This is a genomic window from Campylobacter ornithocola (assembly GCF_013201605.1).
In the GTDB taxonomy this organism is placed as follows: Bacteria; Campylobacterota; Campylobacteria; order Campylobacterales; family Campylobacteraceae; genus Campylobacter_D; species Campylobacter_D ornithocola.
Window position 1 is genome coordinate 711,561 of record NZ_CP053848.1, and the last position, 23,379, is coordinate 734,939.

21 protein-coding genes are annotated in these 23,379 nt (G+C 28.9%); 13 read left to right on the forward strand and 8 right to left on the reverse strand.

The genetic code is table 11. The features are described from left to right. Positions 1 to 88: 88 nt before the first annotated feature. The gene (hemW, locus tag CORN_RS03795) at positions 89 to 1,138 is read right to left on the reverse strand and encodes a radical SAM family heme chaperone HemW (protein WP_066008360.1); all 1,050 of its coding nucleotides are present in this window, start codon (positions 1,136 to 1,138) and stop codon (positions 89 to 91) included. Between the two features lie 80 nt (positions 1,139 to 1,218). Between hemW and CORN_RS03800 the strand changes: the two genes are divergently transcribed. From CORN_RS03800 to CORN_RS03850, 11 genes are all read left to right on the forward strand, one after another. Then, positions 1,219 to 1,689: an RNA pyrophosphohydrolase gene (locus tag CORN_RS03800; RefSeq protein WP_066008359.1), complete on the forward strand. Its 471-nt coding sequence runs from the start codon at positions 1,219 to 1,221 to the stop codon at positions 1,687 to 1,689. Next, the gene (locus tag CORN_RS03805) at positions 1,689 to 2,891 is read left to right on the forward strand and encodes an aspartate kinase (protein WP_039618106.1); all 1,203 of its coding nucleotides are present in this window, start codon (positions 1,689 to 1,691) and stop codon (positions 2,889 to 2,891) included. The genes CORN_RS03800 and CORN_RS03805 overlap by 1 nt, the downstream gene beginning before the upstream one ends. After that, on the forward strand, positions 2,892 to 3,428 hold the full coding sequence (locus tag CORN_RS03810) for a HobA family DNA replication regulator (protein WP_066008358.1): 537 nt from the start codon (positions 2,892 to 2,894) through the stop codon (positions 3,426 to 3,428). A 41-nt stretch (positions 3,429 to 3,469) separates the two neighbouring features. Further along, on the forward strand, positions 3,470 to 4,081 hold the full coding sequence (locus tag CORN_RS03815; RefSeq protein ID WP_066008440.1) for a DNA polymerase III subunit delta': 612 nt from the start codon (positions 3,470 to 3,472) through the stop codon (positions 4,079 to 4,081). Further along, positions 4,068 to 5,213, forward strand: a complete 1,146-nt coding sequence (gene folP, locus CORN_RS03820) for a dihydropteroate synthase (protein WP_066008357.1) — start codon at positions 4,068 to 4,070, stop codon at positions 5,211 to 5,213. Before CORN_RS03815 ends, folP begins: the two co-directional genes overlap by 14 nt. Then, positions 5,213 to 7,168, forward strand: coding sequence for an NAD-dependent DNA ligase LigA (ligA, locus tag CORN_RS03825; RefSeq protein WP_066008356.1), 1,956 nt, complete (start codon positions 5,213 to 5,215; stop codon positions 7,166 to 7,168). Before folP ends, ligA begins: the two co-directional genes overlap by 1 nt. Further along, positions 7,158 to 7,880 (forward strand): 23S rRNA (cytidine-2'-O)-methyltransferase TlyA, encoded by a 723-nt coding sequence (tlyA, locus tag CORN_RS03830; RefSeq protein WP_066008355.1) that lies wholly within the window; start codon positions 7,158 to 7,160, stop codon positions 7,878 to 7,880. Before ligA ends, tlyA begins: the two co-directional genes overlap by 11 nt. Next, positions 7,846 to 8,697 carry a bifunctional riboflavin kinase/FAD synthetase gene (locus CORN_RS03835; protein ID WP_066008354.1) on the forward strand — a complete coding sequence of 284 codons (852 nt, stop codon included), beginning with the start codon at positions 7,846 to 7,848 and terminating at the stop codon, positions 8,695 to 8,697. Before tlyA ends, CORN_RS03835 begins: the two co-directional genes overlap by 35 nt. Then, positions 8,687 to 9,391: a carboxy-S-adenosyl-L-methionine synthase CmoA gene (gene cmoA, locus CORN_RS03840; protein ID WP_066008353.1), complete on the forward strand. Its 705-nt coding sequence runs from the start codon at positions 8,687 to 8,689 to the stop codon at positions 9,389 to 9,391. The genes CORN_RS03835 and cmoA overlap by 11 nt, the downstream gene beginning before the upstream one ends. Before the next feature lie 341 nt (positions 9,392 to 9,732). Beyond that, the gene (locus CORN_RS03845; protein ID WP_066008352.1) at positions 9,733 to 13,893 is read left to right on the forward strand and encodes an autotransporter outer membrane beta-barrel domain-containing protein; all 4,161 of its coding nucleotides are present in this window, start codon (positions 9,733 to 9,735) and stop codon (positions 13,891 to 13,893) included. A gap of 541 nt (positions 13,894 to 14,434) precedes the next feature. After that, on the forward strand, positions 14,435 to 16,195 hold the full coding sequence (locus tag CORN_RS03850; RefSeq protein WP_066008439.1) for a tetratricopeptide repeat protein: 1,761 nt from the start codon (positions 14,435 to 14,437) through the stop codon (positions 16,193 to 16,195). A 5-nt stretch (positions 16,196 to 16,200) separates the two neighbouring features. Here the strand turns inward: CORN_RS03850 and ychF are convergent, their stop codons facing one another. From ychF to rpiB, 6 genes are read right to left on the reverse strand one after another with little or no spacing between them, the layout of a single operon-like run. Further along, positions 16,201 to 17,301: a redox-regulated ATPase YchF gene (ychF, locus tag CORN_RS03855; protein ID WP_066008351.1), complete on the reverse strand. Its 1,101-nt coding sequence runs from the start codon at positions 17,299 to 17,301 to the stop codon at positions 16,201 to 16,203. Beyond that, on the reverse strand, positions 17,298 to 18,749 hold the full coding sequence (locus CORN_RS03860) for a leucyl aminopeptidase (RefSeq protein ID WP_066008350.1): 1,452 nt from the start codon (positions 18,747 to 18,749) through the stop codon (positions 17,298 to 17,300). Before CORN_RS03860 ends, ychF begins: the two co-directional genes overlap by 4 nt. Next, positions 18,746 to 19,339, reverse strand: a complete 594-nt coding sequence (locus tag CORN_RS03865) for a DedA family protein (protein ID WP_066008349.1) — start codon at positions 19,337 to 19,339, stop codon at positions 18,746 to 18,748. The genes CORN_RS03860 and CORN_RS03865 overlap by 4 nt, the downstream gene beginning before the upstream one ends. Position 19,340: 1 nt before the next feature. Continuing rightward, entirely contained in the window at positions 19,341 to 19,877 is a 537-nt protein-coding gene (apt, locus tag CORN_RS03870; protein WP_066008438.1) for an adenine phosphoribosyltransferase, read from the reverse strand. After that, entirely contained in the window at positions 19,877 to 20,209 is a 333-nt protein-coding gene (locus CORN_RS03875; RefSeq protein WP_039668315.1) for a hypothetical protein, read from the reverse strand. Before CORN_RS03875 ends, apt begins: the two co-directional genes overlap by 1 nt. After that, positions 20,206 to 20,643 (reverse strand): ribose 5-phosphate isomerase B, encoded by a 438-nt coding sequence (gene rpiB, locus CORN_RS03880; protein WP_066008348.1) that lies wholly within the window; start codon positions 20,641 to 20,643, stop codon positions 20,206 to 20,208. Before rpiB ends, CORN_RS03875 begins: the two co-directional genes overlap by 4 nt. A gap of 132 nt (positions 20,644 to 20,775) precedes the next feature. Between rpiB and CORN_RS03885 the strand changes: the two genes are divergently transcribed. Both CORN_RS03885 and CORN_RS03890 read left to right on the forward strand, forming a co-directional pair. Further along, complete coding sequence (locus CORN_RS03885; RefSeq protein WP_066008347.1) at positions 20,776 to 21,327, forward strand: CheB methylesterase domain-containing protein; 552 nt, start codon at positions 20,776 to 20,778, stop codon at positions 21,325 to 21,327. Positions 21,328 to 21,336: 9 nt separating this feature from the next. After that, the gene (locus tag CORN_RS03890) at positions 21,337 to 22,119 is read left to right on the forward strand and encodes a CheR family methyltransferase (RefSeq protein WP_066008346.1); all 783 of its coding nucleotides are present in this window, start codon (positions 21,337 to 21,339) and stop codon (positions 22,117 to 22,119) included. Here CORN_RS03890 and CORN_RS03895 read toward each other — a convergent pair. Further along, positions 22,116 to 23,309, reverse strand: coding sequence for an MFS transporter (locus CORN_RS03895; protein ID WP_066008345.1), 1,194 nt, complete (start codon positions 23,307 to 23,309; stop codon positions 22,116 to 22,118). The genes CORN_RS03890 and CORN_RS03895 overlap by 4 nt on opposite strands. Positions 23,310 to 23,379 lie beyond the last annotated feature (70 nt).

Consider the following 23,379-nt stretch of genomic DNA (forward strand, 5'->3'; position numbering starts at 1 on the left):
CTCTTTTTGGTTTAATATTAAATACTATATCTTAAAATTGATGATACTTTTATATTTTATGAAAAAATATTTTCATTATTAAAAAAATCTAAGTGCTAATGTACAAAGCCAGTTCATCGCTCAAAAGATAGTTTGAATTATAAAAAAATCCATCTTTATAAATTAATTTCTCTTTTTTGCTAAGAAAAATTGCCTTTTCTTTTTCTAAAGGTTCTAATCTTGCTTCATCTATCCCTATAAGACTTCTAAGTCCTAGAAAAATATGCTCTAAACGCAAATCTTCTGAATTTAAATTTTCTACTTCTCTAAAAGTAGGATTTGCTATATAATCTTTTAAACTTTTTTTTGTATAAAATCTTTGGTTTTTTAAAAATCCTACAGCACTTAAACCACATCCTATATAGTTTTTTCCTTGCCAGTATGCAAGATTGTGTTTACAAATTTGTCCAAAATTGCTAATTTCATATTGTTTATACCCAAGATTTTCAATTGCTTTAATAAAGTATTTTGCAAGGCGTGGAGCGTTTTTTTTATAATGAAAATTTTTAGCAAATTTTGTTTTTTCTTCTATGGTTAAATTATAAGCACTTACATGGTTAATATCAAGCAAGGCAAGTTTGGAAATTTCATAATCAAGCATTTTAACATCGTCAAGTTTTGTATCATAGATTAAATCTAGGTTGATATTATCAAATCCCGCCTTTTTTGCATTTTCTATACTAGTAAAAATACTTTTTTGATTATGTATACGCCCAAGAAATTGTAATTTTTTTTCATGAAAACTTTGCGCCCCAAAAGAAATACGATTAAAACCTAAATTTTTTATTTCTTTAAGCCATGTAAAATTGCTTGAGTTGGGGTTGGCTTCTATACTTAGTTCGCTATCTTTTTGTAAATAGCTTTGCAAAAAGATAAATATTTTTTCATAAAAACTAGCTTTCATTAAACTAGGAGTTCCTCCACCTATGAAAATAGTTTTTATGGAATTTTTATCAAGATTAAAAAAATCTAGTTGGTATTTTATATCTTGCATTAATGCATTCAAATAATCTTTTTCGAAATCTTTTTTTTTGAGTGATGTAAAAGAACAATAAAAACATTTACTCTCGCAAAATGGTATGTGTATATATAAATGCATAAAACTTCTTTAAAATGTGATTATAAATTCGTATTTTTTTGTTAGAATTATATTATTTAAAAGTCAAGGATAAGAAAATCATGGAAAACGAAAAAAAATATAGGCCAAATGTAGCTGCTATAGTATTGTCATCAGCTTATCCTTTTGAATGTAAAATTTTACTTGCTAAACGTAATGATATGGAAGATATATGGCAATTTCCTCAAGGTGGTATAGATGAGGGAGAAGATATCAAAAGTGCATTGTTTAGAGAATTAAAAGAAGAAATAGGTACAGATGAGATTGAAATTTTAGCCGAACATCCTGAGTGGATTAGTTATGATTTTCCAGCTAAGGTTGCACAAAAAATGTACCCTTATGATGGTCAAAATCAAAAATATTTTTTAGTAAGATTAAAAAACAAAGCTATCATTAACTTAAATACTAAAAATCCTGAATTTAATGCATATAAATTTGCTTCTTTGGAAGATGTTTATGATATGATTAACCATTTTAAAAAACCTATATATATTAAGGTTTTAAAATATTTTAAAGAAAGGGGGTATATTTAATGCTGATCGTACAAAAATATGGGGGAACAAGTGTAGGAACGCTTGAGCGTATTGATGAAGTTGCTAAAAGAGTAGCAAAAAGTAAAAAAACTTGCGATAAGTTAGTTGTTGTAGTTTCTGCAATGAGTGGAGTAACTAATGAACTTATCGATTTTGCACACCATTTTAGTAAAAATCCTTCAGGTCGTGAGATGGATATGCTTTTAAGTAGTGGTGAGCGTGTTACATCATCTTTGCTTGCTATTGCATTAAATGAAATGGGTTTAAAAGCTACTGCATTTTCTGGACGTAATGCAGGGATTATCACAGATGATGTTTATACCAAAGCAAGAATAGAACACATTGATACTACAAATATTAACAAAGCCTTAGATGAGGGGTATATTGTAGTGGTTGCTGGTTTTCAAGGTATTGATAAAATGGGTAATGTTACTACTTTGGGTCGTGGTGGAAGTGACTTAAGTGCAGTAGCACTAGCGGGAGCTTTAAATGCTGATTTATGTGAGATTTATACTGATGTAGACGGGGTATATACTACTGATCCTAGAATTGAGCCAAAGGCTAAAAAGTTAGATAAAATTTCTTATGAAGAGATGCTAGAGCTTGCAAGTTTAGGGGCTAAGGTTTTGCAAAATCGCTCCGTAGAGCTTGCTAAAAAATTAAATGTAAAATTAGTTACTAGAAGTAGCTTTAATGAAAATGAAGGTACGATTATTACTAAGGAGGAAAATATGGAACAAGCTTTGGTTAGTGGTATAGCACTAGATAAAAACCAAGCAAGGGTTACTTTAAGAAATATTGATGATAAACCAGGTATTGCTGCTGAAATTTTTGGGACTTTAGCAAACGAAAATATTAACGTGGATATGATTATCCAAAACGTAGGAGTAGATGGAGCTACAAATTTAGGTTTTACTGTGCCTGAAAATGAACTTGATTTAGCAACTAATGCTATGAAAAAAGTTTTAGGTGCTAATGCAAATATAGAAACAGATAGTGCTGTAGTAAAAGTTTCGGTTGTGGGTGTGGGTATGAAGTCTCATTCTGGAGTTGCTTCAGCAGCTTTTAAAGCATTAGCAAACGAAAACATCAACATACAAATGATTTCTACAAGCGAAATAAAAATTTCGGTTATCGTGCATGAAAAATATGGTGAATTAGCTGTAAGAGTATTGCACGAAGTTTATAAGCTAGATGTGTAGATGAGTAATAGTTTTTTAAAATTTACTCTAGAACAAATCCGAGAAAATGGCACTTACACAAGTTGGTTAGAAGAAAGGCGTCTTGAGTGGTCGCCTTTGATTGCTTCAAAGCTCTCTTTACTTTTGCAAGGTTATACTTTTATCATAATTACTGATGAGCAAAGAGTTTGGTTTGAAGAGTATTTTTTAAGCCAAATCAATGCTAGTAGTTCAAGACCTTTGGTACCTTTTGTATCTTTGAAAGGAATTTATAATAAAGCTTGTAATACGCAAGAAGATATAGATTTGCTTAATGATCTTTTAAGCATATCTTTTCCTAATGGTTATGCTTTTTTTTATATAGGAACTAATACAGGTTTTAAATTTAAAATTGCTAATTCTAAAGAAGAAAGTATGCTTTGGCTTTTTGATGAGCAGTTACAAAATAGCTTTTATCTTTCTTCGTGCGATAAAGAATTAGATTATAAACTTATTTCTTTATATAAAGTATTTGAGCAAAGCTTAGAAGCTGTGCTTTTTTCTAAGGTTGAAATTTGAATCTAAGAAACAAAATTATCATCCATAATGACTTTGAGCTTATGCAAGAAAAGCTCATAGAAGAATATGGACAAAAAAATCTTAAATTTTTCATACCTAAAAATCCTGACTTGGAATTAAGACTAAATGACTTAACTTATGATAAAAATGCTCAAGCAACCGCAAGAGCTATAATGAAAGAAAGCTATATGGCTGAAGCACAAGCTAAAATCATTGCTATATTAGCTAAGTCTTTTCGTGAAGAGGCACAAAATTTCTTACTAAAACTTTTTGAAGAGCCACCAAAAAATGTATATTTTATCATCGTAGCTCCTTCAAAAAATGTTTTTTTACCCACTATACTTTCAAGATTTATTATAGAAAAACATAAAATTCAAAAAGAGAAAATGTCTTTAAATTTAGATCTTAAAAAAATAGATCTAGCTCAAATTTTATTATTATTAAAACAATATGAAAATATAGACAAACATGAGTGTTTGGAGTTAATTAGTGCTTTGGGCTATGAGTGTTTTAAACAAGATATAAAATTAAATGATGAAGAGATTGAATTTTTTTATAAAGCTTATGAACTAGCCAAATTAAATGCAAAACCAACTATTTTACTAAGCACAATAGCTTTAATTTTATATGAGAGAAAAAATGAAAATCATTAAAATCAATCCTAATACAGACTTTGATCAAATTTCTAAATACATAAAGCCTCATAAAGCAGGCGAGAAAATCATGAGTGAAAAAACTCAAATTCATTTTTTTCTTATCAAAGAACTAAGAGCACCTGCTGCAAATATACTCAAGCAAGATGCACTAAGAGTTGGAGCTGAACTTGTAACCCATAAAGAAGTTATACTGGGTAAAGATCAAACTAATGCCTTGCTTATGGTAACACAAGATCAAGCTAAAAAGCTTATAGAAAAAGAAAAATTGCAAGATTTTAAGCTTAAAAATCTAGCATTATTTTTAAAGTCTAATTTCACTAAACCAAAATACGTAAAAATTATGGGTGTGATTAACATCAATGAAGATAGTTTTAATGCTCAAAGCAGGGCAAGAGAAAACGAAGTTTTAGAAAAAATCGAACTCATGATTTCTCAAGGGGCTGATTATATAGATATAGGTGCAGTTTCTTCAAGACCTGGTAGTGTGTATTGTGGGAAAGAAGAAGAATTTAAACGCTTAAAGAATACTCTAGATTTAATCTATAAAGAAAAGCTTTATGAAAAGTGTATTTTTAGTTTAGATAGTTTTGATGAGTATTGTTTAGAATATGCTTTAAATAAAGGTTTTAAGCTTATTAATGATATTACCGGCTTAAAAAATGAAAATTTAGCCAAATTAGCTTTAAAATACAAAGCTACTTACACACTCATGCATATACAAAACACCCCACAAAATATGCAGGATAACCCTCATTATGAAGATGTATTAGCCCAACTTGATAGTTTTTTTGTACAAAAATTAGAAAGACTAAGTGAGCTTGGTTTAGAAGATGTGGTTTTAGATGTTGGTATTGGCTTTGGTAAAAGTCCTTGGCACAATATGATGTTAATCAAACATTTAGAGCATTTTTTACGCTTTGAAAAGGAACTTTTAATCGGAGCTAGTAGGAAAAGTGTTATAAATGCCTATTTTAATTCATGTGTTGAACAAAGACTAGCTGGTACACTTTATTTGCATTTAGAGGCTTTTAAAAATGGAGCAAGTATTATAAGGGTGCATGATGTGTATGAGCATAAGCAAATGTTTGAACTTGCAAAAGCTATGGATGAACTTTCTTTGGAGCAATGATGAATTATCAAGAGTATTTAGAAAAGGTAAAATTAGCAAAAGAATGGATGAGAGCTTACTATGAAGATGATGAACCTTTAGCAAGTGATGAGGAGTATGATAAACTTATAAGAGAGTTAAAAGCATTTGAAACACTTCATCAAGAAAAGATTTCTAAAGATTCTCCCACGCAAAATATAGCTCCTACTATACAAAGTGAGTTTCATAAAATCTCACACAGCGTTAAAATGTGGTCCATGGAAGACGTTTTTGATGAAGTAGAACTTAGAGCATGGGCAAAAAGAGCAAAATGTGAGTTTGATTTTTTTATAGAGCCTAAATTTGATGGAGCAAGTTTAAATCTTACTTATGAAAATGGTATTTTAGTTAGCGGTGCTACAAGAGGTGATGGAGAAGTAGGCGAGGATATCACTTTAAATGTGAAAGAAATATCAAACATACCTCAAAAAATTCCTTATAAAGACAAGATAGAAATTCGCGGTGAAGTAGTGATTTTAAAAGAAGACTTTGAAAAAATTAATGAAAAAAGAGCTAAAGAGGGTTTAAGTTTGTTTGCAAATCCACGCAACGCAGCAAGTGGTTCGTTAAGACAGCTTGATACAAGCATTACTAAAGAAAGAAATTTAAAATTTTATCCTTGGGGAGTAGGGGAGAATTCTTTAGAATTTAGCAAGCATTCTGAGGTAATGGAATTTGTAAGAAGTCTTGGTTTTTTAAAAGATGACTTTGTTTTTTGTGTGAAAAATTTAGATGAGGTTTTAGAAAAATATCACGAACTTTTAGAAAAAAGGGATCAAAAGCCCATGATGATGGATGGTATGGTTGTAAGGATAGATGACTTAGCTCATTGTAAACTTTTGGGTTATACAGTGAAATTTCCAAAATTTATGAGTGCATTTAAATTTCCTGCTTTGGAAAAAACTACAACCTTGCTTGGAGTCAATTTGCAAGTTGGAAGAAGCGGAGTGATTACCCCTGTGGCGGTTTTAGAACCTGTAAATTTAGATGGGGTTGTAGTAAAGTCTGCAACCTTACATAATTTTGATGAGATAGCTAGACTTGGAGTGATGATAGGTGATAGTGTAAGTGTGATAAGAAGTGGTGATGTTATACCTAAAATCACCAAAGTCTTTACTCAAAGGCGTGATGGTTTAGAAAGTAAAATTACCAAGCCAACCCTTTGTCCTGAATGCTCTAGTGAGCTTTTAGATGAGGGTGCTTTTTTAAAATGCCAAAATTTAGATTGCAAAGCAAGACTTGTAAATTCTATCATACATTTTGTATCTAAAAAGTGTTTAAATATAGATGGTCTTGGGGAAAACATCGTCGAGCTTTTATTTAAAGAAGGAAAAATTACTAACATAGAAAGCATATTTTTCCTAACATATAGCGATTTTGAAGGCTTGGAAGGCTTTAAAGAGAAAAAAATCAACAATCTTTTAAGTGCTATTGAAAATGCAAAAAAATGTCCTTTATCAAGGTTTATCACTGCTTTGGGTGTAGAGCATATCGGTGAAGTAGCAGCTAAAAAGTTAGCTCAATCTTTTGGCTTTGAATGGTTTATGCAAAGCTATGAATCTTACGCAAATTTAGAAGGTTTTGGCGAGCAAATGGCTAAAAGTTTAGAGGAATTTACCCATGTTAATGCAAATCGCATTAAACATTTTTATGAAATTTTGCATTTGGAAGATGAGAAAAAAGAGCTTATTGCAAATGAAAATATTTCCAATAAAACCTTTGTTATCACAGGCACTTTAAGCAAATCACGTGATCATTTTAAAGAGTTAATCGAAAGCTTTGGTGCAAAAGTAAGCTCAAGTGTGTCTAAAAAAACTGACTTTGTATTATATGGAAGTGAAGCGGGTTCAAAGCTTGAAAAGGCTCAAAGCTTAGGGGTTAAATGCATTAATGAGACTGAATTTAATGACCTCTTAGGCGGTGATGATGAGGTTTGATGTCTTTGTGAGTGCAAAGTTAAACATTTCTCGCAATAAAGCTTGTGAGCTTATAGAAAACAAGCAAATTTTACTCAATGGCGAGTTTAAAAAAACTTCTTTTAAAATCACTTGTCAAAATCCTTTAGAAGATGAGAGCTTAAAACTCACACTTTTAGAAGAGCTTTTTGTAAGTAGGGCTGCTTTTAAACTCAAACATTTTTTACAAGAGTATACATTTACTATCAAAGATAAAATTTGCTTGGATATAGGCTCATCTACTGGAGGTTTTGTGCAAATTTTACATCAAAATAATGCTAAACATATTACAGCTTTAGATGTAGGTTCTAATCAACTTCATGAAAGCTTAAGAAATTTAGAAAATATCCAAATTTGTGAAAACACTGACTTACGCGAGTTTAAAAGTGAAATTTTATACGATGTTATCACTTGTGATGTGAGTTTTATATCTTTAATGCATTTAATTTTTCATATAGATAAACTTGCTAAAGATCTCATCATCTTGCTTTTTAAACCTCAATTTGAAGTAGGTAAAAATACTAAACGCGATAAAAATGGAGTGGTAAAAGATACAAAAGCTATTGAAAATGCTAAAGAAAGCTTTGAAAAAGCTTGTGCAAAGCTTGGCTGGATCTTACAAGTAAGTCAAGAGTCGCGTTTAAAAGGAAAAGAGGGTAATGTTGAGTTTTTCTACGCCTATAGAAAAAACTAAAATCACAAATTTAGCTATAGGGCGTTTTGATGGTATGCATTTAGGGCATTTTGAACTTTTTAAGCACTTAGATGGAAATGGAGCTTTGTTTGTCATCACTAAAGAAGAAAAAGAAGTTTTAACACCTAAAGATTTTAGAGCAAATGTGGTCAATTTTCCTTTAATCTTCTGCGATTTTGAAAAAATCAAAGACTACAAAGGTGAGGATTTTTTAAAATTTTTAAAGCAAGAAATTCCCAAACTAGAAAAGATCATCGTAGGTTATGATTTTAAATTTGGTAAAGAAAGAAAATGTAGCGCCAAAGACATACAAAGTCTTTGTGATATAAATACCATCATCGTAGATGAGTTTAAAATTCAAAACAAAAGTGTCCATACAAGTATGATTAAAACCTTGCTTAAAGAAGCTAAAGTTCAAGAAGCTAAAAACTTTCTAGGTAGGTTTTATAATATACAAGCAAATATCATCAAAGGACAAGGCATAGGCGCTAAAGAACTTTTTGCAACTTTAAATTTATATACAAAAGACTTCTTTTTGCCCAAAGATGGTGTATATGCGACTTTGATAAAGATTGAAAATAAAAGCTATCAAAGTGTAAGTTTTATAGGTATAAGATCTACTGACAAAAATTTTGCTTTAGAAACGCATATTTTAGATGAAAAATTTACAAACACAAATGCAAAATCAGTGGAGTTAAGTTTTATTGACTATATAAGAACTAATAAAAAATTTAACGACTTAGCTTTATTGAAAGCACAAATTAACAAAGATATTAGCAAAGCAAAAGAAATTTTAGGAAAATTAAATGAAAGATGAAATTTTTAAAAAACCTTTAGAAAAACAATTTGAATTTGATAAAAGCGTTGCAAGCGTTTTTGATGATATGGTTTCAAGATCTGTGCCATTTTATACACAGAATTTAAAACTCATAGTTGAACTCATCGATCATTTTGCAGTGCACAATGCAAAAATTTGTGACCTTGGTTGTTCTACAGCTAGTTTATTGCTTGCGCTTTATGAAAAAAGAAAAGATTTTCTTTTAAGTGGGGTTGATGAAGCAAATGCTATGTTAGAGATCGCTAAAAGTAAATGTCAAGCTTTTGGAGCTAGGGTAGAATTTTTTCAAAAAAATTTAGATGATTTTGATTTTTTTAAAAATGATATTTTCATAGCTACTTATACTTTGCAGTTTATCCGCCCACCTAAAAGACAAGAGTTAGTTGATAAAATCTACCAAAACTTAAATGAAAATGGTATGTTTATACTTAGTGAAAAAATTCTTTATGAAGATGTAAAAATAGCTAAAAAAATGATACAAATTTATGAGCATTATAAACTAGAGCAAGGTTATAGTAAGCTAGAAATTTCAAGTAAAAGAGAAGCTTTAGAAAATGTACTTATACCTTATACTCAAAATGAAAACATAGCTATGCTTAAAAAAGCAGGATTTTCTAAAGTAGAAAGTATTTTTAAATGGGTAAATTTTGAAACTTTTATAGCTTTTAAATAAAAATATAAACTATTTTTAAATATATTTATTATATATTCACGAGTTTGCAATTTTTAATTATATTATTAATTAAAGAGAGTTTTAATATCTTATTTATGGGATAACTTGGTATGATATTTGCTAAGAAATATCATAAATATCAGCTAAATATAAGGAAAAACAATGTTTAATCATATAGTTTATACTGGGGGGGGGGGATTGAAAAAACCCAAACCAAACTTACCTCTTTAAATTCATCTATTTCAAATGGCTATATTAATAGCAATAATCTTTCTTTTACTAAAAAGACTTTTCTTTCTTTAGCAACTATATCTTTTTTAGCTACATGTTCTAATGCTAGTATGGTTACTATAAGTGATAAAGTATCTGAAGGTTCTATACAAATTACTAAAACAAACAAACCAATATTAACAAAACAAGTAAAAAATTCAAGAAGTATAACAGGGGGTGGTTGTAGTGGAACCACTTGTAACATAGATAGTGAAACTACTAATTCAGTAACTATAAATGGCAGTGATGGCGGAACTTTATCTATAGGTAGCAGTGGTAGTATAAATACCACTAATAATGGTGTAAATATCAACAATGCTACCAATGTAAATATTAATAACCAAGGAACTATCGATGCTGCAAATGGTGTTCATGGTATTAAAATAGATGGAAGCTCTGTGGTAGAAAACATTACTAACTCAGGTAGTATAGCAGGCAAATGGAATGGTATATCAGTAGAAGATGGCACGGTTAAAAACATTATTAATACAGGTAGTATTAATGGGGCTAGTATCAATGGTAATGGTGGTATAGTTGTTAATAATAGCACTATAGAGAATTTAAATAATAGTGGATTTATTAATAAAGTGCAAATAAGTAACAAAGGAACCATAAGTGCTATTTATAATCAAGGAAGTATAAATAATATTACTGTAAATGATACTTTAGATAATCTTATCAATCAAGAAAATATAGGCTCTATAACAATTCAAAATTCTAATTCAAAGATAAATGTTATCGCAAATACAGGAAGCATTGGTAGTATCTTTGCTAATAATAATGGGACAATTAATACATTGGTTAATGAAAAAACCATATTAAATTCTAATGGTAATGGAATACAAATAGATGCTAATGGTAAAGTAAATACTATAATAAATTCAGGTTTAATACAAGGTAATATAAATGGTATAAGATCAGGAGGAAATGGAGCTAATATATCTACCATCATTAATAGTGGAACTATTAAAGGTAATACATATGGTATTACAGCTGATTGGGGTGGAAAGATAGAAAAAATTGTTAATACTGGTTTGATTTCTGGAGGACTTGAATCTAGAACAGGAGCGATACAAATAGGCTATAGCGGTAGCTCTGTTAAAACTATTGATAATAAAGGGACTATGATAGGAAGATTAGGGTTGGTTTATGGCTCTCTAGATGTATTTAGTAATGAAGGATTGTTGCAAAATAAAATAAATGCTATTCACATTGAAAGTAGCACTATAAAAAATATAAACAATCAAGGAAATATTGTAAGTGATGAACAAAATGGTATGATTCTTATATATAACTCTACTGTAAATACTATAGTTAATCAGGGTAATATTATAGGTAATAATGGTATAACTTATGAAGGTGATAATGCTACTATTAATACTATAATTAATCAAGGTAATATCATAGGTCGAAGTAATACAGGTATATCATTAAACAATAATATGAAAATCACTGATTATATAAAACTAGAAAATTCCAATGCCCTAATAGCAGGAGTAAATGCAGGCATACATAACAAAGGAACCATAGGTTCAAACAATACTAATAATGGTATAAATAAAGGCAATGTTATTGATTTACAAAATGGTGCAGTTATAGCTAGTGTAACAAAAAAAGATAATTCTTTTAGTCATAATGAAAATGGCACAGCTATACTTAATGAGGGAGTAATACAAGGTAATATATCTTTAGATAAATCTTTCATCTATGGAAGTATTTATAATAAAAACTCTATTACAGGTGGTATTAATCTAAATAATAAATCTTATATTAGTTCTATAAATAATGAAAAAACTATAGCTAATGCCATTAGTTTAAATAATCAATCCCAAATAGGAACTATAACCAATACAGGAACTACAAGTGCTATTAACCTAGATAAATCTATCATAGGAACCATCATCAATGGAGAAAAAGATAATACCACTAAAGGAACTATAACTAATGGTATTAGCTTAAACAGTGAAAGTAAAATAGATATCATTGAAAATCATTCTACTTTAAATGTAAATTTAAATAATAAAAGCATGATAAATCAAGTAATAAATCACAATGATACTACTATAGACTTAAAAAATAATTCTTATGTAAATGTTTTAAGAAACAAAAAAGGTAGTATAACAATAACAAAAGATAATACAAGTTATATAGGCGGAATTGAAAATAGTGGAACTATTGAAAATAAATTTGATAATGAAGATACTATGCAAGCTATTATCAATGAGGGTGTATTTGAAAAAGGTATAAACAATAGTGGTATTATCGAAAGTGGTATAGTCAATACTGGAACTATTAAAGAAAATATAAACAATAGTGGTAGCATACAAGCTATTGAAAATACTGGAGTATTAGAAGGAAATATCATCAATGGCTCTTCTTTGACTAAGGATAAAAATAGCTTTATTTCGCAAATCATCAATAAAGCTGATATGAAAACTATTGAAAATAAATCACAAAGCGTTATTGGTATTATTATGAATACAGGTAATATAGAAAAAATCGATAATACAGGTAGTATTAATCTTAATAATGATGGTTTTATTAACTCAATAGAAAATAAAATCAATGCTAATATAACACATATAAAAAATGAAAAGACTATAGAAAATATAACAAATAAAGGCACTATAGATTTATTAGAAAATGATAATGATGCTAAAATCAGTAGTATTGATAATCAAGGCAATATAAATATCAACAACTATGGAAATATTGACAATGGTATTACTAATAGCGGTACTTTAACCTTAACTAATGGCTATATTCATGGAACGATAAATAAATCTTCTTGGCATGGTGGTTTTATAGGTAAAAATAACAATGGCTACCATATAGAAAACAATAATAATGGTAAAGTTAGTATAGATGGTTGGTATTTTGATGAGTTAGAATATACTCAAAGTAATGAGCAAAGATTGGAAAATTCTATTATAATAGGTGGAAATAATATTGGTGGTATTGGTGCAGATAAAATTTATGTAAATACATCTAATTTAATACTAGATCAACACTATGATTCTAATACTTTCTTTGTTGATAAAGAAGGTAATGCTATAGGCAATGAAACCAACAATAATAATGGAATTGATGCAAGCAATATCCATAGTCTATCAGGTATTTATAAGTTTATTAATGCGCCTTCAGAAAAAGGCAAATACACAGTCAAGGTAAATAATGATGAATTAAGCGGTAAAACCCTAGCTAAGTCTATGATATATTCATCTAGATTGAGAAATATAAATATCTCTAATATATTAAGAGAGATAAATGGAAAGAATTTCCAAACAGAATTTTCTCAAGTATTAGATATGGAATTATCCAAAAAAGGAGAAGCTTATGGAAATGATGCTGATTTATTAGCTGAATTAGAAGATATATTTATACCAAATAAAAATCCACAAGCAACTCATCATTCTTTTTTACTTCCTTATTATAATTATTCTTCTATTAAGATAGGAAAGAGTATAGGTCAGCTTAGTTCTCATACTACAGGTTTAATGGGTGGATCTTTTAAAGAATTACCAAATGATTATGGCTCTATAGGTTTTTATGTAGGCTATGAAGATGCTTCCAAAGAGCAAGCTATCCAAGGACTTAAATTTGATGATAAGACTTATTATGGTGGTCTGACTTATTATGGAATAATAGTAAGAAGTGGTATAGATCAATACTATATTAGTGCTAGTACAAGATTTGATTACACTAAAACAGACATAGAAAAAGCTTATAAGAATATATCCCACACCGTAGATAGTGAGGCTAAAGTATATGGCTATGGAGCTGAAGTAAGATTAGGTGCAAATTATTATAACACTTTAGATATAGCTAGAATATCTCCTGAGATTGGTTTAAGCTATTATGGTATGAGTAATAAAAACTTTTCTTTAATACATCTTGGTGGAACAAATGAACATTACTTATCAGAACAATTTAACTTCTTTGATGCTGTAACTGCTTTAAAAATATACAAACCTTTAAGTGATAAACTAAGAACAAATATCACTATAGGTAGTGTAGTTAATCTATATAACGATGCTAAAGGAACTCTAAAATTAGATAAAAATATATTAGAATCTGATATAGACACTTCTAAGTATTATGGATTTGGACAGCTTGGTCTTTCTTATGCCATAGCAGATAATGCTGATTTGTCATTAAACTATGCAGGAGTATTTACATTTGACAATACTACTTCTCATACAATGTTTTTAAAACTAGGTGTATGGTGGTGATAAATATATAGATAAACATTAATTATTACACTAACTAGCAAAGCTTAGTTAGTGTAATAAAAAAATAAATACAAAAATAAGTAATAACTAGTAACAAACAATAAAACATAAAAAATAATTAATATATGGGAGAATAAAGCAAAACAATGAATTTTTTATAAAATCAATAATAGTGGTATTTGTAATATTAGTATTATTAATTTTATATATAAATACTAATTAATAGTATTTGTAAAATTAATTATTCTCTATAAAGGGACTAAATGAAAAAATAATTAAAATAAAACAAATAAAAGGATAGAAGATAATTAAAATAATCTAATAAAGCAAATGTAATATATAAAAGATATTTACTTATAAAGTAATAATGCAATATAAAAATATTTACTTGCCTAGAGTTTGCTTAAAACAAAAATTTTAATTAATAAAAAATGACTATAGATTTTAAATTAAAAGACAAATATAAAACTCCTTATTAAGCAAACTCGTTAATTAAGTTAAAGCAAACTCTAGGGAGGTGAAATTGAGAAATGGGGGAAATATGCTAGATAAAATAATGTATTATTATCATAATAATGATTATGTTAAATGTTTAGAATATAGTAAGATTTATTTGAATGAAGATCCTAAAAATGCCTTAGAATATGCCATGATGTCTTCTTTTAAAATGAATGATTATCATAGTGCTTTACTTTATGCAAAGCAAATTTTCGATTTATATCCTACAAGTTTTTATGGTTTGATGTTAGCTAAGAATCTTTTACTAAATGCAAAAACTGATGAAAGTATATCTTTACTTGAAGATCTTTTAAAAAGAAATGATTTTTTACAAGATGAACTCAGTTTAGAGCTTGCTTATGCTTATAAAATTATAGGGAGATTGGATGAATCAGAGAGTTTGTGTAAAATTGCTTTGTCAAAAGACCCTTATAATTTAGATTTATGGAAAGATTATATTGAAGTTTATTTTAAAACAGATTTTGCAAAAGCATTGCAAGCTCATGATGAACTTTGTATTTTTGCTCAAACAATGATAGAACAGCTTCAAAATCGAAAGTTAGTAGAAAAAAACATAATCACAAATAATTTACAAGATAGATTACAAGAAAAAACACGAGAAAATTTGACTATAGTTAAAGTATATGAGTATTTAAACACAAAGATTTTACCTCAAAAGGCGTATTTATTATTTAAACTTTTAAGATTGGAAGAATCTTTGAAATTATATGAAAGTTTATGTGAATATAACCAAAATAATGCACAATTTTGGCAAAATTATGCAAAAACATTAGAGCTTAGTTTGAATTATCAAGGAGCGTATGATGCATACCAAAAAGCTTTAAGTTTGCATCTTCATGCAACTTATCAATTTGATCTGGCATATTTGTTAATGCGTATGGGGGATGATAAAAATTTTGAAGAAGGTAAGAGAGTATATGAAAGTAGACTTTTTTATGCACATAATGAAACTTTTTCTCCATATCATTACAATAAAACTATACAGGCATTCAATAAAGAAGGTATAGCAGCTTTTAAAGATAAAAAAATTCTAGTTTTTTGTGAGCAAGGTTTTGGTGATACTATAATGTATGCTAGATGTTTAGAAAAACTTTGCCAAATAGCTTCTAAAGTTTTATTTGCTCCGCAAAGTGCTATGTGTGTAATGTTTAAAAATCAACTTAAAATCATAAACACACAAAGTGAAAAATTTAAGAATTTAAAAATATTAAAAGATTTTCCTAGTGATTTTGATTATGCTATGCCAATTTGTTCCATACCTTTGTTTTGCGATATTAAATTAAATGAAATTTCTATTTTGCAAACCCCTATTAATATTTTAGATAGACCAAAAAACAAAAAGAAAAAAATAGGAATTTTTTGGTTTACACCTAATGCGGTAAATTCAGATTTGCTACGAAATATTGACTTTGTATTTTTATTTGATATTTTAAGTAAATTAAATTGTGAAATTGTATCTTTTCAAGTAGATGGTATAGAAGGAATTATTTTACCTAAAGAAGTAGAAAATAGGGGAATAAAACTAAAAAATTGGAACGATACTTTAGAGAATTTAAAAGATATAGATTGTATGATAAGTATTGATAGTGCAATAGCACATTTAACTTTAGCTTTAGATATACCAACAATAGTTCTTTTAGCTCCTAGATTTGATTGGCGATGGGGTAAATTTGAAGATCCTAAAAGTTATTTTTGGCCAAAGGCAAATCTAATAGCTTTTGCAAATGAAGAAGATACTAGGAAAAAAATACAAGAATTGCTAAAAAACCAATTCAATGTTTGATTATTTCAAACATTGAATCTAAAATGCATCACATCGCCATCTTGTACGATATAATCTTTCCCTTCAAGGCGTAATTTTCCAGCTTCTTTGGCTCCATTTTCACCTTTGCATGCAATATAATCTTCATAAGAAATAACCTCAGCTTTAATAAAACCTTTTTCGAAGTCATTGTGAATCACACTTGCTGCTTTTGGTGCTTTCCAACCCCTTTGTATAGTCCATGATCTTACTTCTATTTGACCTGCTGTAAAATAACTTATTAAATTAAGCTTTGAAAAAGCTGTACGTATTACTACTTCAAGTCCGCTTTTTTCTATACCTAAAGATTTTAAAAATTCGTAATTTTCTTCATCACTTAAGGCTATCATTTCCTCTTCTATTTTAGAACAAAGTTTGATTACCTCATGACCTGATTTTGCTGCAAATTCTTTAAGATCTTTTACAAACTCATTGTCTTCTAAAAGTGAGTTTTCATCTACGTTTGCTCCATAAATTACTTCTTTAGCAGAAAGCAGTCTTAATTCTTTTATAAGAGCTTGATAAACTTCGTTTTTATTTGGAAAAGAGCTTGCACTATTGTTTTGATTTAAATGCTCTAAAAGCTCATTAGCTAAAGCCAAACTTTCTTTTGCACCTTTTTCATTAGCTTTTACACCTTTGGTGAGTTTTTCTATTTTTTTACTAAGTTGCTCTATGTCTGCTAATATAAGTTCTGTTTCTATGATCTGTACATCACGCACAGGATTAACACTACCTGCAACATGAGTGATATTTTCATCATCAAAGCAACGTACAATATGTAAAATCATTTCTGTTTCGCGTATATTAGATAAAAATTTATTACCCAAACCCTCGCCTTTGCTAGCTCCAGCCACCAATCCTGCTATATCAACAAATTCTATATTTGAGCGTATGATTTTTTGGGGATTAACAATCTTTGCTAGTTCCTTTAAGCGATAATCAGGTACGGGTACTACAGCTTTATTGGGTTCTATGGTGCAAAATGGATAATTTGCACTTTCGGCATTTTGTGCTCTTGTTAGTGCATTAAAAGTTGTAGATTTTCCGACATTTGGAAGTCCTACTATACCAACTGATAAACTCATTTTTTATTCCTTGAAAGATAAAGTAAATATGAAAGGCACATTCTAACACCAGCTCCGGTTGCACCAAAGCTATGATAACCCCAAGCTTTTTCTAAGTAAGCTGGTCCTGCGATGTCTAAATGCAACCATTTGTCTTTGTATTCTTCTCTAATGAAAGAATTTAAAAATAATCCTGCAGTAATAGCTCCACCATAGCGACTTGAAGAGGTATTGCTAACATCTGCTATATTTGATTTTATAAGCTCTTTTAAATGTGGGTTAAAATGTAAAATAGTAGTTAAATCTCCACTTTTTTTACTTATTTTATAAAATTCATCTTGCAAATCTTCGTTGTTTCCCATGATAGCACTTGTGTATTCTCCAAGTCCTACTACACAAGCTCCAGTTAAAGTTGCTAAATCAATTAGTAAATCAGGTTTTAGATCCTGGGCTAGTGAAAGGCAATCTGCTAAAACTAATCTTCCTTCAGCATCTGTATTTCTTACTTCTATGCTAACGCCTTCTCTTGAAATAAGCACATCATCAGGCTTATAAGCATTTCCACCTATCATATTTTCTGTAGCACCGATGATAGAGTGTACTTCTATATCGAGATTTAGCTCGCTTGCACCTTTAACAATAGCCATTGCAGCTGCACCACCACTTTTATCTGATTTCATTGTTAGCATATAATCAGCCGGTTTTAAACTAAGTCCACCGCTATCATAAGTTAAGCCTTTACCGACAAAAATCACTTTTATTTTTGCATTTTGTGGTTTATAAGAAAGGTGAATAAGTTTTGGAGGGTGTATTGAAGCACGATTTACCGCCAAGAATGCTTGCATTTTTTCTTTTTCCAAAAAATCTTTTTCATAAATTTGGCATGAAATTTTAGGATTATTTTTGCTTAAATTTATAGCATCTTCAGCCATTTTAGTTGGAGTATAAACTTGAGGAATTTCATTTACTATATTTTTAGCAAAATCACAAGCATTAGAAAAAATTTTTCCATAATTAATTCCTACATATGCTTCTTCAAGATTATAAGTTTTATTGTTAATTTCCTCCTGTGATATATAAATATTTTCTAATCTACTTGAAGTTTTTTCTTTTTTATATTTATCAAATTCATAAGCACCAAAAATAAACCCTTGAATCAAAGCATTAAAACTATTTACTACGCATTTTCCTATGACACTTTTTGTTTTAATACTTTGAATTTCAAGTTTTTTTAAAGCTTTATAAGCACTTGCAAAAGCAAACCTTATATCTTCATATTCTAAACTTTTAAGTTCACTATAAAGGATTTTATTCTGCATATCTATGCAAACTCCTTCACCTTTATAGTTTGAAAGCTTGAAAAGTTCTTGACTTTGAGTATATTTTTCTAATTTTTTATCTTGTATTAAAATGATCTCAAAATCAGCATTTATAGAATTAATTTTTTTTTCTTTAAAATTAAAAATCATTTATGAGTCCTTTTTCTAAGTATAGATTTTTCCATTTGTTTCATACCTAAAAATAAAGCAAGTAAAAAACAAGCTATAATAGGTACCGCAAAATACCAGTGATCTCCAGCCCATTCAACAGCTAGCCAAATTTCTTTCCCAAAAAACCAAGCAAGTAGTATAGTGATAGCAGCCCAAGCCCAAGCGCTAATAAGATTAATAAAAGCAAATTTTTTAGCACTATAACGCGTTAAACCTATACTCATAGGTATAATGGTTCTAAAACCATACATATATCTTTGTATGAAAATAATAGGCCAACCAAAGCGTTGTAAAAGTAAATGAGCTATAGCAAATTTACGCCTTTGGGTGCGAAGTTTTTTCTGAATGTATTTTTTATTATATCTTCCAATGTAAAAATATATCTGATCGCCTACAAAACCACCCAAACCTGCTACGAAAATAATTAAACCTAAATTTACATGACCTTCATGTGCAAAAATACCTGCTAAAATAAGTGCAAGTTCTCCTTCAAGTATGCACCATAAAAACACAATAATATAAGCCCAATTTTTATAATCATATAAAAGTTGTTTTAAAAATTCTTCCATTTTATACCTTTAAAATACTATAAACAGAAGTTAATTGAGCCAATTCTTTAGCTCCATCAAGATCTTTTAATTCTATTAAAAAACAAGCTTCAATACATTTTGCATTTAATTTTTCTATTAATTTAACAGCAGCAAGTGCAGTTCCACCTGTTGCGATGAGATCATCTATAAGTAAAACATTTGCTTTTTGGTTGTTAAAAGCATCAGTATGAATTTCTATAGTATCGCTACCATATTCTAGACTATAAGATTCTTGTAAGCATTTTGAAGGTAATTTGCCGGGTTTTCTAATAGGCACAAAAGGTAGTTTTAATCTAGCACTTAGTGCAGCACCAAAAATAAAACCTCTACTTTCTATACCAACAATATAATCAAGTTTTGTGTTTTGGTATTTTTCAACTAAATGATCCATTAAAAAAGTAAATGCTTCTTTATTGTTTAATAAAGTTGTGATATCTCTAAAAATAATACCTTCTTTTGGAAAATCTTTTATAGCTCTAATGCTATCTAATAAATATTTTTCATCTTGTTCTTTCATCATAATAATGCCTCGATTTTTGCTTCTAATTCTTTAATTCTTTGTCTTAATTTTTCGTTTTCAATACGATATTGTGAATTTCTAGTTCTAAGAGAAGTTAAGTCTGCTTTGCTTTTGTTTAACTCTTCGGTTAAAATATCTATATTTCCCAAACTTCTTTGAAGTTGCACTTGTAGTTTTCTAATGACAATTTCAGTGTCATCAAGATTATTTTTTATAAATTCTTTTGCTATCTTTTCTTTGTGAAGTAAAGTTTTATAATAAAGTAACATAATAGTCATATAAATACTAACGCAAATTAATACAGTTAATACAAGCCAACTTAAAATCATAATTTTGCCTCTATTTTGCTAATTCTCACACAATGTCTTCCACCACTAAAAGAAGTATTGATGAAATTTGAGATAATTTCAAAAGCCATATCCGCGCCAGTTAGTCTAGCTCCTAAAGCTAAAACATTTGCATCGTTGTGCTCTCTTGAAAGTTTAGCACTTAATGGTTCATTACATAAAGCACAGCGTATATTTTTATGGCGATTTGCTGCTATACTCATTCCAATCCCAGACCCACAAACTAAAATTCCAAAACTATTTTCATTGATTTTAGAGCTTAGCAAATGTGCATAATCAGGATAATCACAACGTTCGTTACAAAAAGGTCCAAGATCTTCTAAAATAATGTTTTTTTTATGTAGAAAATCGACAATTTCTTGCTTTAGAGTAAATCCTGCATGATCACTTGCAATATAAATTTTTTCTCTTAACATAAATTCACTTTTATTTTTTTATTTTTTAAAAGTATTTATTTTATCATATTTAGTTAAAATTATTCTTTCTTATTATATAATGTTTTAAATATTTATTTTGATATAATAAAACTATTGTTTTTAGGGTTAAAGATGAAACTTATACTTATTGGTTCTTCAACAGGTGGTCCAAGCCAATTAAAATTTTTACTTAATGATGTGGAATTACAAGATTGTGCAGTAGTTATAGCCCAGCATATGAATCCAGCTTTTATCCCTTCTTTTGTAAATCAATTTAACAAAGAAGCTCTAAGTGAAGTCATTATACCAAATGATAAAGAAATTTTAAAAAATAAAATTTATATTTGTCAAAGAAATATGATTTTTGGAAATGGGAATACTTTGGTTTTAAATGCTACAGAGCAAATTAGTAGTTTTAATCCAGGTATTGATGTTTTATTTTATTCTGCGGTAAATCTTTGCAAATATAATAAAATTTTAGCTTTGGTTATGACTGGGATGGGAGATGATGGTGCTAAATCTTTATTTGAGCTTTATAAGGCTGGGGTAAGGTGTTTGTGTGAAAATGAAGCTGATTCTATAGTTTATGGTATGCCTAAAAAAGCGAGAGAAACAAACCCAAATTTAAAGCCGATGAGTTTGATTGAGCTTAAAAAAGAGATAGATAATTTTATAAAGTCATAGGGATAGAAAATGATAAAAATTACAGAAAATGAAATGTTTGATTTTGTGAAAATAGTAGAACAAATAAGTGGAAATAACCTTAATACAAAAAAAGATATTTTGCTTATAAAGCTTCCTAAATTTTTACAAGAATTAGGTTTAAATAGCCTTAGTGAATTAAATGAAAAGGTGCAATTTCAAAAAAATTTAAAACAAGAAACAATGGACTTTATCACTGTTTGTGAAACTTATTTTTTTAGAGAATTAGAACAATTAAAAGATGTAATTTTTTATATAAAATCTCTTGATCGTCCTGTAAATGTTTTATGTGCGCCTTGCTCAAGTGGTGAGGAAGTGTATTCTTTGGCTATTTTGGCAAGTGAAAATTTTGTTAAAGGTATGAATATTATAGGTATAGATATTAATAAAAAAATGATAGATAAATGTAATGAAATGATTTATTCAGAGCGTTCAGTAGCTAGACTAAATACTATGCAAAAAACGCGTTATTTTGATATAAAAGATAAAATGTATCATCTAAAAAAAGAAACTTTAGCTTGCAGATGTCGTTTTGAACTTTGCAATGTTTTTGATGATTCTTTATTTAAACTTGGAAAATTTGATGTGATTTTTTCACGAAATATGATGATATATTTTGATCAAGATTTCAAAATAAGGCTTATGGAGCGTTTTTATAAGATCTTAAATAAAGAAGGAAGAATTTATCCTGGAAAATCAGATCTTGTTCCAGAAACTGCTTATTTTGATAAAAACTTTTCAGCGGGTGGAGTTTATTATTCTAAGGTGGATTAGTTATATTTTTTATTAAACCACCACCAATAAAATGCTGCAAATATAAAACATATTCCCAAACCAAAAGTAAAATGACTTAGTTTTATCTCATAAAATTCGAACAAATATCCCGTTGAAAAAGCAATAATCGCACTAAAAGTTAAATACACCATATCATTATAGGCTATTACTCTACCATAGTATCTTTTATTACAATCATTTTGCAAGAGTGTATAAGTATAGCTCCATAAAGATGAAGTGCAAAAACCTGCCATCACTAAGCCTATAAAGGCAAGATAAAAGTTAAATTGTAAACAAGCCCAAAACATTATACCTACACCTTGTGCTAAGTATAAATATACTAGGGTATTTTTATTGATATAAGGGCTAAGCACATAAGGACCTATAAGTAAAGATATGGCTCTTATGGCATTTGAAAGTCCTATGGCTAAAGGTATAGAAATAATTTTTGCGTATTCGTATTCGGCTAAAAGAGTGATGAGTACATCATATGCAGTTATACCTACAACCCCATGAAGTAAAATCAAATGAATGATTTTTTTATTGCTAAATACATAAGCTAAACCTTCTTTTATCAATATAAAAGGATTATTTTGTGTGGTGTTTTTCTCATCAGGTAAGATTAGAGTTTTAAGTATAAGCATAGCACAAAATAACATTAAAGTATCAGCTATAAAAGCTGGTTTTACTCCAAAAATGTCTATAAAAAGTCCTGCTGCACCCATACCTAAAGCATATGATACAGCCCATATAATACTATGAAGTTCATTACCTAGTTTTAGTTCTTGTGGAGTTAAAATTTTAGGTAAAACTGACATTTCTGTTTGAAAATACATACTTGCAACTGCCATACGTACAAAGGTTAAAAAATATAAAAACCAAAGCATAGCTAAAGAATTTACAAAAATTAGCATAAAAATGGAAATCATCTCGATACTAATCATTGTAAGTAATAAATTTTTGGGTTTAAATCTATCTACTATAATTCCATTTATAGGTGCAAGTATGATAGAAGGTAAGAAAACAAAAATAGCTGAAAATCCTATGATATTTGCAGGCGCTTGAAGTTCTTTGGTTAGAAGTGTAAAGACACCTACTTGGGAAAACCATGCACCAAAATAACTTATAAATTGCACTGTTGCTAAAAGGCGAAATGTTTTATTGTTTTTAAGTAAAGACCTATAAGTCATGAATATCCTATGAATTATGAAATTTAAAGGGTTTGATTATATCGTTTTTAAGATTATTTTACATTTAAAT